A 12782-nucleotide genomic window follows, 5' to 3' on the forward strand; every position below is an offset into this window, starting at 1 on the left:
GGCTTCCGTCTGCAATATTAGAAACGGAGGACGATGGGTTTTTAAGATGGACTTTTTCCTTAATTGTAGCATTTAAAACGGAAGATTGTCTGGCGGTCTGAGATCGCATTAAAATTTACAATTAAAGTCTGCGCTTTAGCGGCATTTGCTGTGACAGGCGAAAACAACTGACGATAGCTGCAACGGCGGCGAATCCGGCTCCCAACAACAGACAGGATGAAATACTCTGTCCCTGGGGAATCAGATTGAATAACAAAGCGACAAGAGTTGCTCCGGATGTTTGGCCCAGCAACCGGGCTGTGCCGATCATTCCGCTTGCTCCTCCGCTGCGCTTGATAGGTGCAGACGACATAATGGTGCTGTTATTGGGCGTTTGGAACAGTCCGAAACCGATTCCGCAAACAGCCATTCGCCAAATGATCGCTCCGTCGGTAGGAGATGTCAACGTGGAAAGCAGGTATAGGCCACAGCCGAATATCAGCATCCCGAGGCAACCCAATAGCCCGGCATGTATTTTTTCGACCAGATAGCCTGCCAGCGGAGCCGTAATCAGGGTGGCGACGGGCCAGGGAGTGAGCAATAGCCCGGTGGCGACTTCTGTCCGTCCCAGTATGTTCTGGAGGAAGAAGGGCAGGGATACCAGTGCCAGCATTTGTGCCGTGAAAGAACAAATGGAGGTGACCACAGAGAGAGAAAATATCGGAATTTTCAGTAAATCGACGGGGAGAAGCGGAGCTTCCTGCCGGAATTGCCGCCGGATGTAATAGGTACCGACCACTGCGAGCAAGGCCAGTTGCAGCAAAAGCATATCGGTACTTTCATGGTGGGCGAATCCTTCCATGGAATAGATCAGTAATCCGAAAGTGAAGGCATTGGCAATAGCACTGATCTTGTCGAATTTCCGGTTTTGGCGCTGTTCGTTTTTGGGAAGAAATTTCAGACCCATCCACAGTGCTGCCAGTCCTAACGGTATGTTGATAGCAAACAGCCAGTGCCAGCTCCCCAGCGAAAGTATGGCACTGGCTACTGAAGGACCGGCTACGGCGGACACGGCTACGACCATGGCGTTGATTCCCATACCCCGGCCGAGATATTGCCGGGGATAGATCGTACGTAACTGGGCGGTATTCACACTGGTGATAGCCGCAGCTCCGAAGCCTTGCAATACCCGGGCAATGGTCAGCATCCAGAAAGAGGTGGAAAGTGCACACACGAGCGAAGTTACGCAGAACACCGCTACCCCGGAAAGAAATACTTTCCGGTAACCGTAGATATCTCCTAAAGAAGAAAATGACAACAGGGAGATCGTAATGGCTAACTGATAGGCATTCATGACCCAGATGGTAAGGGAAGGCGTTGTGCCGAACTCTCTCGAAAGAGTCGGAAGTACGATATTCACGATATTGGCATCGAGCACCGACATCACCAGAGCCAGCGAAGCGGCTATGACTGCCCATATCCTGCGTGGAAACGGTAATCCGTCGGGTTCGTTCTGAATAGATATAGTACCGCTGCTCATTTGATTGTTTTCTGGTGACAAAAATAGTAAAATCACCGATCGGATGTTCCTGTATTAAGGATACTTTCGGTATAAATTTCGTTCGGAAAAGATAAAATAACGTTAACATTTTCTATTTTTAATGCCTGATCTTTTTAATTTCTGTTTTTATTTGAAAAAAATAAACGGATATTTAGCCCGGGCATCGGTAAAATCCTTTATTTTAGCGTATTGTTTTGTGCAGGAGTGAAAATTGTAAATAAGAGGAAACCTATGAAAACACGGATTGTATTTATTACAGTTGCTTTTTGTCTCTTCATGCAGGATGTTGAGGCATGTACGTCTGTTATTATTTCGGGTAGGGTGACTCCTGACGGGCGGCCTCTGATGTGGAAGCACCGGGATACGGAGACGCCGTTCAATCATATGGCTTTTTTCAATGACGGCGGTTATCGGTTTTTGGGTTTGGTAAATAGTGACGGAGTTTCCGGGGATGTCTGGACCGGAAGTAACGAGGCGGGTTTCTGTATTATGAATACGGCTTCTTTTAATTTGAAGAACGATGAGATAAAAGAGATGGATCACGAGGGGGCATTGATGCGTAAAGCGTTGAGCGTGTGCAGGACTGTCCGGGATTTTGAGCATTTCCTGGATACTCTTGAACGACCGATGCGTGTCGAGGCTAATTTCGGTGTGATCGATGCTTATGGCGGAGCCGCTTACTTTGAAACCGGGAACGATTGTTATTTTAAAAAAGATGTGAATGACGAGTCTTTAGCGCCGAACGGTTATCTGATTTATACTAATTTTTCTTTTGAGGGACGAAAAGACGAAGGTCTGGGGTACATCCGTTTTGATAATGCGACTTCCGTTTTTCTGAAAATGCAGCAGAAGGGATATACTCCGCAACGCATCCTGCAGGAAGCTTCCCGTTCATTTTATAACAGCCGCCTGGGTATAGATTTGAAAGACGAGGCACAGAGTCCGAACCGGGCGAGCGGTTGGTTTGTGGAGCAGGATATGATTCCGCGTAGCGAGTCGACTGCTGCTATCGTAATACAGGGAGTAAGGCCGGGAAATGATCCGGAACTTACGACCTTGTGGACGGCTCTCGGTTATCCTCCGACAGCGGTGGTGTTGCCGTTATGGGTGAAGATGGGAGAAAATCAGCCCTCCCTTGCTGTTTATAATGATGAGATGAAGACAGCGCCGCTTTGTTTTTATGCTTCCCGTTTGAAGGATAAGGTTTACCCGATTCACCGGGGAAACGGACAAAAATACCTGCATTGGCGTTTACTTTGGAATGAAACGGGGAATGGGTATATGCAACAGTTACAGGGAGCCGAGAATAAGATATTCGATCTTTTCCTGCCTCACGTTCCGGCTTGGGAAGAGAACGGATTGAACGAAGTGGAAATACAGAAATTGTACGGAGAAGCCACCCGGATTATCGAAGATATCTATAAACGATTGTAATTTACCGGTTGTTATTTTTTTCAGGATAATACTTTTGTTTCTTGTCGTTTTTTGAGGGAATCCATTACCTTTGCGCCGAATTTTGCACAATTTGTGCAAACTCTGCTCTATGAAAAAGAAAGCGGAGAGCCGGATGAAAAAAACGGTTATCCGTTACTATATAATAATAAAACGACATGATGGAATTTCAGAAAAGAGAAAATATAGGTTGGGTAGACCTGTTGCGTATTATTGCTTGTTTTTTAGTCGTATTGTCTCATTGTTGCGATCCTTTTGTCGGTCAGTTTGATAACGATCGTACTTCTTTTCTGACCGGAGCTTTTACAGGTAGCTTTGTGCGGGCTTGCGTGCCTTTGTTTGTTATGATGAGTGGGGTGTTATTGTTTCCTGTGCGTTTGGAAATGAGAGAATTCTACCGGAAACGTATCGGCAGGATTGTCGTACCGCTTATTTTCTGGTCAGTGATGCTCCCGCTTTTGTATTATGTGTATTTGAATTTCATGGTATCTTCGGTAAGCCCTTCTATTGCTCCGGAGAATTTTACGATGGGTGCGACATTGACGAAATTATATACTTTTATTTTCAATTTTACTTATGATACGACTCCGCTATGGTATTTGTATATGTTGATCGGTCTGTATTTTATTATTCCGATCCTCAATACCTGGATGGAGCATGCCAAACAAAAGGATATCCGGTTGTTTCTGCGGATTTGGGGAATATCGCTGGTACTTCCGTATGTGAAGATGGCTGCTCCTTTGCTGGGATATACCGGAAATTACGGTAATATGGGATTACTGGGAGAGTGTGACTGGAATATTTACGGAATGTTTTACTATATGTCCGGATTTGTGGGCTATTTGGTATTGGCATACTATCTGGTGAAATATCCGCTTACCTGGAGTTGGAAACGTACGTTAGGCATTACGCTACCGATGTTCCTTATCGGTTATACCGTTACGTCACTGGGCTTTGTATTGACCCAGAAATATTTTCCGGGTAGTTATGCAAATCTTGAGATCATCTGGTATTTTTCCGGGATCAATGTGTTTATGATGACATTTCCCGTATTTGTTATTGTACAAAAGCTGAATGTGCCTTCTGCAGCCTGGTTGTCCCGTCTGGCTTCTCTGACATTCGGAATTTATCTGTGCCATTTTGTATTTGTACAGGTGGCTTATGATCTCCTGGGAACGGTCAGCGGACTTCCTGTGATTGTCCGTATATTGGGGATGGCTTGTCTGGCTTTTGGTATCAGTTGGTTGCTTGTATGGGGAATGAAGGCGTTTTCGTGGACCCGCCGGCTCGTTATGTAAATGATTTGTAAGTCTCTGTGTTTATACAGGGATAAAGATATGTTGAATATATATTAAATGTGGAAAAGTAAAAAATTATGACAGCAAATTGGTTTGAAGCGAAAGTGAAGTATATGAAGGTCAACGAAGACGGAAGAGAGAAAAAAGTGACCGAGGCTTATCTGTTGGATGCCATGTCGTATACGGAGGCAGAAAGTCGGATTATGCATGAAATGGAATCGGTTATCAAAGGCGATTATTACATAACCGGATTGAAAAAATCCAATATTACGGAATTAGTGGAATCGGAAGATGAGAACGACGACCGTTGGTATAAGGCCAAAGTAGCGATTATCGATGCCGATGAGGTAAGCGGCAAAGAAAAATCGAGTTCGCAGTACTATCTGATTGCGGCAGCCAATATAAACAAAGCATTGGAAAATCTGGAAAAAGCCCTTTCCACATTTGTAGTGCCTTATGAAATCGGAGCGATCGCCGATACACAGTTTATGGATGTTTTTCCTTATTTCTCAGATGACGAGGAGCATATTCCGGAAAACCTGAAACCTCTGGAAGAGGAATAAATGTTCCGGAAAAATTTCAAATAAATGAGGTTAAAAAGGACTTCCTGCGGGGAGTCCTTTTGTTAAATATTTTTTAATTCTTCGTAAACGTTTGAGAAACCTTCTATTGCGTGAAAATCAAACATCTATTTCTTTCCTGAAAAGTTTGGGTTAATCTGTTTTTCTTTGTTAACTTTGACGTCCTCAAAGGAGAGATTGTTATATTTTTAAGATATCTTTCTTTTGGAGAGAATAAAAATAACAGTTTGGAAGTAACTGAATAATAACATACAAAAACTAATAAAAGAAAATATCATGAAAACACGTATGGAGCATGATTTGCTGGGCGAAAAAGAAGTTCCGGCAGAAGCGTATTACGGAATACAGACGTTAAGAGGCATTGAGAATTTTGCAAATATCAGTGGTATTACAATCGGTGATTATCCCAATTATGTGAAAGCTTTGGCTATGGTGAAATGGGCTGCTGCCAAAGCTAATCTGGAATTGGGATTGCTTCCGGAAGATATTGCCAAAGCCATAACCGAGGCTTGCGAGGAGATTATTGACGGTCGTTTTCACGATCAGTTTCCGGTGGATCTGGTACAAGGCGGTGCCGGTACGTCTACCAATATGAATATCAATGAGGTGGTGGCTAACCGGGCCTTGGAAATTCTGGGGCATAAAAAAGGCGAATATCAATATTGCCATCCCAACAACCATGTGAATTTATCACAATCTACGAACGATGCGTTCCCGACTTCTTTCAAATTGGCCTTTATTTTTATGAATGAGGAATTGGTAGCTGAATTGCGTTTGATGATTCAGGCTTTCCGGAAAAAAGGAGAGGAGTTTAAAGATATTCTGAAAATGGGTCGTACTCAATTGCAGGATGCTGTGCCTATGACTTTGGGACAGGAATTTGAGGCTTTTGCCGCTAATCTGGAAGAAGAAATCGACCGCCTGAATCAGATGGCTAAGTTGTTTTTGGAGGTGAATATGGGAGCTACAGCTATCGGCACGGGAATCAATTCCGAGCCCGAATATTCCCAGAAGTGCATCAAGAATCTGCGGATTATCAGCGGACACGAATTCGTGTTGGCTTCCAATCTGATTGAAGCGACTCCCGATACCGGTTCTACCGTCATGTATTCTTCGGCATTGAAGCGTATGGCTGTCAAATTGTCTAAGATTTGTAACGATTTGCGCTTATTGTCCAGCGGTCCGCGTTGCGGCTTGAATGAAATTAATCTGCCGCCGATGCAGCCGGGATCTTCTATTATGCCGGGAAAAGTGAATCCGGTTATTCCGGAAGTAGTGAATCAGATATGCTATCGTATTATCGGTAATGATCTGACGGTTACTTTTGCAGCAGAAGCCGGGCAGTTGCAATTGAATGTGATGGAACCGATTATTGTACATGCTTTATTCGGTTCGATCAAGATGTTGCAAAAAGGTATGGAACGGTTGAGAGTGTTGTGTGTAGACGGTATTACGGCAAATGCTGACCGTTGTCGTGAAATGGTATTGAACAGCATCGGTATCGTAACGGCTTTGAATCCGACTTTGGGGTATGAAAATTCATCCCGTATTGCCAAACGGGCATTAAAAGAAAACAGAAGTGTTTATGATCTGGTGTTGGAAGAAAAGCTGTTGACGAAAGAAGAATTGGATGAATTGCTGAAACCGGAACTGATGATAAAACCGCATAAATTTTACCGGAAAAAATAAATATTAGAACGGAGCATGTTCGTTTTTTTGTTTTAATGATCTTTTTCGGATACCGGGAGTCATTATACAGAGAGCCGAATAACCGGAATTTCTTTTTTAATAGAATTGCCCTATGAGTTGCATGAATTGTGTAACGATAGGGCAATTTTATTTAGCTGATAAACCGCCAGTTGATTTTGGTTTTGAAAAGGCGTTTGATTTGGGAGGCAAAGACGGCGTTTTCTTCTTTGATTAAATCGGGATCGTTTTCGAGTATACTTCCTGCAACCCGGCAGGCTTCGTTCAGGATAAGAGCGTCTTTTCCCAGGTTGGCTACTTTCAGGTTGCAGGTAAGTCCGCTTTGTTGTGTACCTTCGATGTCTCCCGGCCCCCGGAGTTTTAAATCCGCTTCGGCAATTTCGAATCCGTCGTTTGTCGAGGTCATGGTTTCTATTCTTTTGCGGGAATCGTTCGATATTTTATAAGAAGTCATCAAAATGCAGTAGGATTGTTCGGCTCCCCGTCCGACACGTCCTCTTAGCTGATGTAATTGGGAAAGTCCGAAGCGTTCGGCGCTTTCAATGACCATAATGGAAGCATTCGGTACGTTGACTCCGACTTCAATGACCGTTGTCGCTACCAGTATCTGAGTTTCGCCGTTTACAAAACGTCGCATTTCTTCGTCTTTGTCGACGGCTTTCATTTTACCGTGTACCATACTGCAGGAGTAGCCTCGGGGTAGAAAATATTCATTTACTTTATCGTATCCTTCTTCCAGATTGTGAAAGTCTATTTTTTCGGATTCGGAAATCAGGGGATATACGATGTAGGCCTGACGGCCTTTTTGTAACTCCTGTTCGATGAATTTAAATACTTCTTTGTATTTGTTTTCATAAGCGTGTAAGGTGGTGATCGGTTTACGTCCCGGAGGTAATTCATCGATTACCGATACATCCAAATCCCCGTATAGGGTCATGGCCAGTGTACGGGGAATGGGGGTAGCAGTCATGACCAGCACATGCGGCGGAATGTTGTTTTTATGCCACAGTTTGGCTCTTTGGGCGACACCGAAGCGGTGTTGTTCGTCGATGATAACCAGTCCTACGTTATTGAAAGCGACGACATCTTCCAGTAAAGCATGAGTTCCGATAATGATTTGCAGGTTTCCTGCTGCCAGTCGCTGTAGTATTTCGGTCCGTTCTTTTTTCTTTGTTGAACCTGTCAGTAAGGCTACTGTGATACCCAGGTCCTTTAACATCTGGCTGACGGTGTCGAAATGTTGGTTGGCCAGAATTTCTGTGGGGGCCATCAGGCAAGTTTGGTAATGGTTGTCCAGTGCGATAAGCATGCACATGACGGCGACCAATGTTTTACCGCTACCGACATCCCCTTGCAACAGGCGGTTCATTTGTTTACCGCTGCCGCAGTCCTGCCGTATCTCCCGGATCACCCGTTTTTGTGCATCAGTGAGGGGGAAAGGAAGATAACGGTTATAGAAGTTGTTGAAATACGCCCCGACGGAGGTAAAAGGACAACCTTTGAAAACGGTTTTCCTTTTGTATTTCATTTTCAGAATATTGAGTTGTATGTAGAACAACTCTTCGAATTTCAGTCTGAAGATGGCTTTCTGCAACATTTCCGGGGAGGTCGGAAAATGAATGTTGAAAAGGGCTTCGTGCAGATAAATCAGTTTGTATTTTGTGAGAAACCAGGCCGGAAGGGTTTCCGGAATTTTACCGTTGATACTTTTGAAAATCGATTCCTGAATTTTACCGATTGCTTTTGAATTCAGAAAAGCCTTTTTCATTTTCTCCGTAGTGGGATAGACGGCTTGAAATCCGACCAGCAACGGGGATGTTTTTTCAAAAGGATTGATTTCCGGATGTACAATGTTCAGCTTCCGGTTGAAGGAAGAAGGCTGTCCGAAAATCAGGTATTCTTTTTGGGCGTCTATCTGGCTGGCCAGGTATTTGAAGCCGTTGAACCATACCAGTTCCAACTCGCCGGTATCGTCATAGGCTGTTGCAACCATCCGGGCGGCTTTACCGGCCCCCACCGGTTTCAGATCACGGATGTATGCCTTGATCTGTATATAAGGAAGCTGAGGATTCAATTCGGAGATTGTATAGATCCGGGAACGGTCGATATACCGGTAAGGGATATGATATAACATATCTTCGTAGCTCTCAATCCCTAGTTCTTCGTGTAATATCGCAGCTTTTTTATCTCCGACACCCGAGAGGTATTTTATGTTCAGACCCGATATTTCCAATGTTTCTCTTCTGCTGGTTACAATAGTTTCAAAGTTATAATGTTTTTCGGAGGTGGAAAAAAGAATGCTGAAAAAAACGGTGTTTTATTTTCCTTTCGGCGGAATATATCTTATTTTCGTTCATACAATTTTTTTGTATTGAAAAATGATTCGGTTTTATGTATTCGTATTTGAGAGAGCGTATTAAACATGCGGTTCGGTTCCGGCATAAGAGAGGATTCGGAGTACATTCTCCTTTTATGTTCAATTTGATACTGAATGTAATCCGGGATAAGGAGAAAAAGTTCAATTATCCGGAACAGGCAGAGCATAACCGGAAAATCCGGCTGAAGCAACGGAAGCTTTACCGCCTTATTTGCCGGTTGGTTTGTTTCTTAAACGTGGATTATGTTTTGTGTTTCAGTGCTCATTCCGGGGATATACTTGCTTATCTTTCCGGTAGTGCAGCCCGGAAGGAGGCCAATCAACCCCGTTTTATGCGGGAGGCCGGTTTTATTTATATCGGTAAGGATGCCCGGACCGTGTTACAGGATGTGGTGATCGATTTTCTGCCGACAGCTACGGTCCGGCAAAAGTGTATCGTAATAACAGATATATATAAGAACAGTTTTAATGCCCGCTTATGGCAGCAATGGAGAGGAAAAGCGACGGTATCGGTGGATATGATGTGGTACGGATTACTGTTTTTTGATGAGAAGCTGCAAAAGGGACGGTATAATTTGATCATATAGAGACAGGGGTTTGAAAGGGATGTGTCGGTTCAGCGAAAACATAGAGCAAACAAAAAACAATGCGGGACATTTGTTCGTTACAACTTGTGTAGGATAAACCAAACGTAAAATACTTTTATAAAATTAAAGATGAAAATATATACCAAAACAGGCGATAAAGGGATGACGTCCCTGATCGGAGGTACACGGGTACCTAAAAACAGTGCACGGCTTGAAGCCTATGGTAGCGTAGATGAGCTGAATACGTATATCGGAATGATCCGTTCTTTTCCGTTGGAAGAACAGGAACTATCCGAATTGGTAACGATTCAGACCATATTGTTCGATGTCGGTGGTAATCTGGCTACAGATACCAGTGTCGAAGGCTTGAAGATTCGTCTGGGGGTGACAGAAGAGGATATCTCTGTGTTGGAAAAGGCTATGGACAGGATGGATGCGCAATTACCGCCTTTGAAAAGTTTTGTCTTACCGGGCGGAGATCAGGCCGTTTCCTTTTGTCACATTGCCCGCACGGTTTGCCGTCGGGTGGAAAGGCGGATTCTCGATATGAACCGGGAATTTGAGGTAGACGATGCGGTGATAAAATATATCAACCGGCTTTCCGATTATTTGTTCGTATTGTCGCGTAAGGTCGCAAATGACCGGGGAGTCAGAGAAATAAACTGGACTCCCCGTCATCAGTAAGTTAGTTTTGCCGCCAGATGATTTCATTCAGGTTTGTTGCGCCTTTTTCCGAAGTCAGACGAAGGGTGGTTATACCGGCAGGGCAATCCAGCCGGGCATAGGCTTCTGTAATGATGCCTAGTTCTGTCGGATTGCCTTTGCTGTTGAAACCTGTGACTTTAAGGGAAACGGGGTCGGAAGTGTTCTGTAAAATGGTCACGGTTGTATTCTGTCCGGAACAGGGATTGACTACAGTGATGCTTTCTCTTTGTGACAGGGGACAAGCCGTGTTGAGTTTACCGTCTTGAAGGAATGCCAGTTCTTTTAGGCGGTCGTCGGATGCTGTCAGGGTCAATATGAATTTTTTCAGGTAAATTTCCCGGTCTTTTTTCCCGGTATTGCAAAACCGGACAAACCGGACAGGCTTATCATTCAATGTGATAACTGTGTTTGTCCGGCTGTTGGGGGTCCTGTCTTCCCAAGTCTTCCCGTCTGTCGAGATTTGGAATTTTCCCCAGTTACCAATGGCTGTGTTTAGTTCAGCTTCCAGTTGGAGGGCAGCAGGTGTTTGCGGGAGTTCAATTCCTGCGTATTGACCGGCGCCGATTTTGATCACTTCCAATACCGGGTTGATAGCCACTGTGTTTGAGGTTTGTTGTAAGGTCTGGTTTTTCAATTGGGTAATATCTGTGTACAATTGCGGTTCTGCTGTAGCCGTTGAAGTCAAGGTATTACCGCCCGACTGTATATAAAACCGGGCGGCAATCAGGGAAGCGATGGTATCAATAAAGGGTTGCATCACCAAAGAACCGGTTTTTACTCCGGGTTGGTAGGGATTTTGATTTTCTTTTTTATCGATTGCCTGTCGTTGGGCTTCCAGGTTTAAAAATTCGCAATAAGCTTTCCAGATTTCGTGAGGAGCTTTCAGGGTTAGCAGTCGGGTTACGGCTAGTCCGGCTTTGCCTAAGACCGTAAATTGTTCCAGCCAGGGTGTGATTTCTCGGATCAGTTCCGGATTGTCGTTGAAAGCTCTAATGGAAGTGCCGGCAACAGCTATTTTTTGGTATTCGTTTGCAATTTCTTTTAATAATTGGTCGGAAAGTATGCCTTTACGATAGTCGGCTGTAAATTTTTCGATGGTGGGTTTGATTTCGACCGATTCGTCTCTTCTGTACCGGTGTCCGTTTTTTCCCAGGTCGGAGTTGTGGGCAGCGAAAGTACGGAAAGCGTCGGCAGCGTGAGGCATGACCACCTGAATGGCTTTTTCCCAGGCAGCATTCGAATCGTATTTTGCAGGATTCCAGGCATAATCGGCTACACTGAAAATAGCAATTTTTGAAGCTTCGGCACGTTCCATCGGATTGGAAACGAATCCCGACATTTGTTGGCCTACCGTTAGGTCCAGCCCGTAGGAAGGTCCCATTAAAAGGTGATCGCGTACGTAGTCATTGACAGGGAAATTCCACCATATATAGGCCGGACGTTTGATGCGTTTGTTGATCCACTCCAGCCCTTCGGCTGTGATGTCTGAGATAACCCGGTCACCTGTCCACATAATCATAATGGAAGGATACAGTTTGTCGCCTAAAATATCGAGATAAGTACCCGGCTTGGGATTTGACCAGCTTTTGTTGTATTCGGTCGGACACATGATAAGGGGTGTCACATCTGTTTTTTTAGCAACGAATCGGTCGTGCAGGAAATTGAGTAATTCTGCCTGGCGAACCGGATCGGTTCCTTCACCGGAAATATCGTCGAAGAATACGGCAAAAGAACGGACGCCTAATTTGTACATATTTTCGAATTTGTCGAGAAGGGCCTGACGGTCATCGTCATTCCATTGTATGTCTTGTCCCGGATGAACTGCCCAGACAAAATCGACTTTACTGGCTTTGGATAAAGCAACCAGTTCGCTGATCTGGCGGGCTTCTTTTTCCGGATATGCCTTTCGCCAATGGGGAGAACTGTGGTAGGGATCGTCTTTCGGACCGTAAATGTAGGTGTTCAATTTATTTTCTCCATAGAAACGGAGCTGGCTGATCCGGTCTTTGTGGCTCCAGGGCTGCCCGTAAAATCCTTCGACAACACCGCGGAAAGCTACCGTCGGATAGTCTGTGATTTCTATTTCCGGGAGCGTGTCGTTTTTTACTAATTGCTTTAGCGTCTGTACGGCATAAAATGTACCTCTTTCATCATTTCCCGCAATTACGGTTTTGGCAGGGGTAATGGATAAATAATAACCTCCCGCCACTTGTGGAATGAATTTGTCGTATTTTTTTACCGCACGATCGTTTCTCTCTCCGATATAAATCGTATAGCTTTTCTTTTGTGCTCCGCTTTTTAGCAATAGACGAAGTTGTTCGACTGCTGTCGTGTCGGCTTCTGCTGCGCCGTTCAAAAATACCGGGGCGTCCAGAACGATTGTCCGGGCATTGGTTTTAACGGATTGGGGTGTCGGATATATTTTTATATCCTGAGCTTGTAGAAATGTGATTGTCAGCACACATAAAAGTAAGGAAAGAATACGCATGTTTTGAATTTAATTTTATGATTAATGATTGATTTTCGGTCTCAAAT

9 protein-coding genes are annotated in these 12782 nt (G+C 44.4%); 6 read left to right on the top strand and 3 right to left on the bottom strand.

Features of this window, described 5'->3' with window-relative positions; translation table 11 throughout:
* Window positions 1–121 precede the first annotated feature (121 nt).
* Entirely contained in the window at window positions 122–1519 is a 1398-nt protein-coding gene (locus BN8908_RS02520; protein WP_068688819.1) for an MFS transporter, read from the bottom strand.
* 252 nt (window positions 1520–1771) lie between these two features.
* Between BN8908_RS02520 and BN8908_RS02525 the strand changes: the two genes are divergently transcribed.
* The 4 genes from BN8908_RS02525 to aspA all read left to right on the top strand — a co-directional run bounded on the left by BN8908_RS02525 (window position 1772) and on the right by aspA (window position 6560).
* Window positions 1772–2974 carry a hypothetical protein gene (locus BN8908_RS02525; RefSeq protein WP_068688821.1) on the top strand — a complete coding sequence of 401 codons (1203 nt, stop codon included), beginning with the start codon at window positions 1772–1774 and terminating at the stop codon, window positions 2972–2974.
* A 179-nt stretch (window positions 2975–3153) separates the two neighbouring features.
* On the top strand, window positions 3154–4290 hold the full coding sequence (locus tag BN8908_RS02530; protein ID WP_068692057.1) for an acyltransferase: 1137 nt from the start codon (window positions 3154–3156) through the stop codon (window positions 4288–4290).
* A gap of 77 nt (window positions 4291–4367) precedes the next feature.
* Window positions 4368–4853: a DUF4494 domain-containing protein gene (locus BN8908_RS02535; protein WP_021987370.1), complete on the top strand. Its 486-nt coding sequence runs from the start codon at window positions 4368–4370 to the stop codon at window positions 4851–4853.
* Window positions 4854–5147: 294 nt separating this feature from the next.
* Window positions 5148–6560, top strand: a complete 1413-nt coding sequence (gene aspA / locus BN8908_RS02540) for an aspartate ammonia-lyase (protein ID WP_021987369.1) — start codon at window positions 5148–5150, stop codon at window positions 6558–6560.
* A gap of 151 nt (window positions 6561–6711) precedes the next feature.
* Here the strand turns inward: aspA and recG are convergent, their stop codons facing one another.
* Entirely contained in the window at window positions 6712–8811 is a 2100-nt protein-coding gene (recG, locus tag BN8908_RS02545) for an ATP-dependent DNA helicase RecG (protein WP_068688828.1), read from the bottom strand.
* Between the two features lie 158 nt (window positions 8812–8969).
* Between recG and BN8908_RS02550 the strand changes: the two genes are divergently transcribed.
* Window positions 8970–9542 carry a hypothetical protein gene (locus tag BN8908_RS02550; RefSeq protein ID WP_068688829.1) on the top strand — a complete coding sequence of 191 codons (573 nt, stop codon included), beginning with the start codon at window positions 8970–8972 and terminating at the stop codon, window positions 9540–9542.
* Window positions 9543–9671: 129 nt separating this feature from the next.
* Window positions 9672–10226 carry a cob(I)yrinic acid a,c-diamide adenosyltransferase gene (locus BN8908_RS02555; RefSeq protein ID WP_021987366.1) on the top strand — a complete coding sequence of 185 codons (555 nt, stop codon included), beginning with the start codon at window positions 9672–9674 and terminating at the stop codon, window positions 10224–10226.
* Between the two features lies 1 nt (window position 10227).
* Here the strand turns inward: BN8908_RS02555 and BN8908_RS02560 are convergent, their stop codons facing one another.
* On the bottom strand, window positions 10228–12735 hold the full coding sequence (locus BN8908_RS02560) for a beta-N-acetylglucosaminidase (protein ID WP_068688830.1): 2508 nt from the start codon (window positions 12733–12735) through the stop codon (window positions 10228–10230).
* Window positions 12736–12782: the final 47 nt, after the last annotated feature.

It is taken from the genome of Culturomica massiliensis, from assembly GCF_900091655.1.
GTDB lineage: Bacteria > Bacteroidota > Bacteroidia > Bacteroidales > Marinifilaceae > Culturomica > Culturomica massiliensis.

Coding starts and splice junctions, on each gene's coding strand:
- BN8908_RS02530 (WP_068692057.1), top strand. CDS start 3,154: ATGGAATTTCAGAAAAGAGAAAATATAGGTTGGGTAGACCTGTTGCGT.
- BN8908_RS02520 (WP_068688819.1), bottom strand. CDS start 1,519: ATGAGCAGCGGTACTATATCTATTCAGAACGAACCCGACGGATTACCG.
- BN8908_RS02535 (WP_021987370.1), top strand. CDS start 4,368: ATGACAGCAAATTGGTTTGAAGCGAAAGTGAAGTATATGAAGGTCAAC.
- BN8908_RS02560 (WP_068688830.1), bottom strand. CDS start 12,735: ATGCGTATTCTTTCCTTACTTTTATGTGTGCTGACAATCACATTTCTA.
- aspA (WP_021987369.1), top strand. CDS start 5,148: ATGAAAACACGTATGGAGCATGATTTGCTGGGCGAAAAAGAAGTTCCG.
- BN8908_RS02555 (WP_021987366.1), top strand. CDS start 9,672: ATGAAAATATATACCAAAACAGGCGATAAAGGGATGACGTCCCTGATC.
- BN8908_RS02550 (WP_068688829.1), top strand. CDS start 8,970: ATGTATTCGTATTTGAGAGAGCGTATTAAACATGCGGTTCGGTTCCGG.
- BN8908_RS02525 (WP_068688821.1), top strand. CDS start 1,772: ATGAAAACACGGATTGTATTTATTACAGTTGCTTTTTGTCTCTTCATG.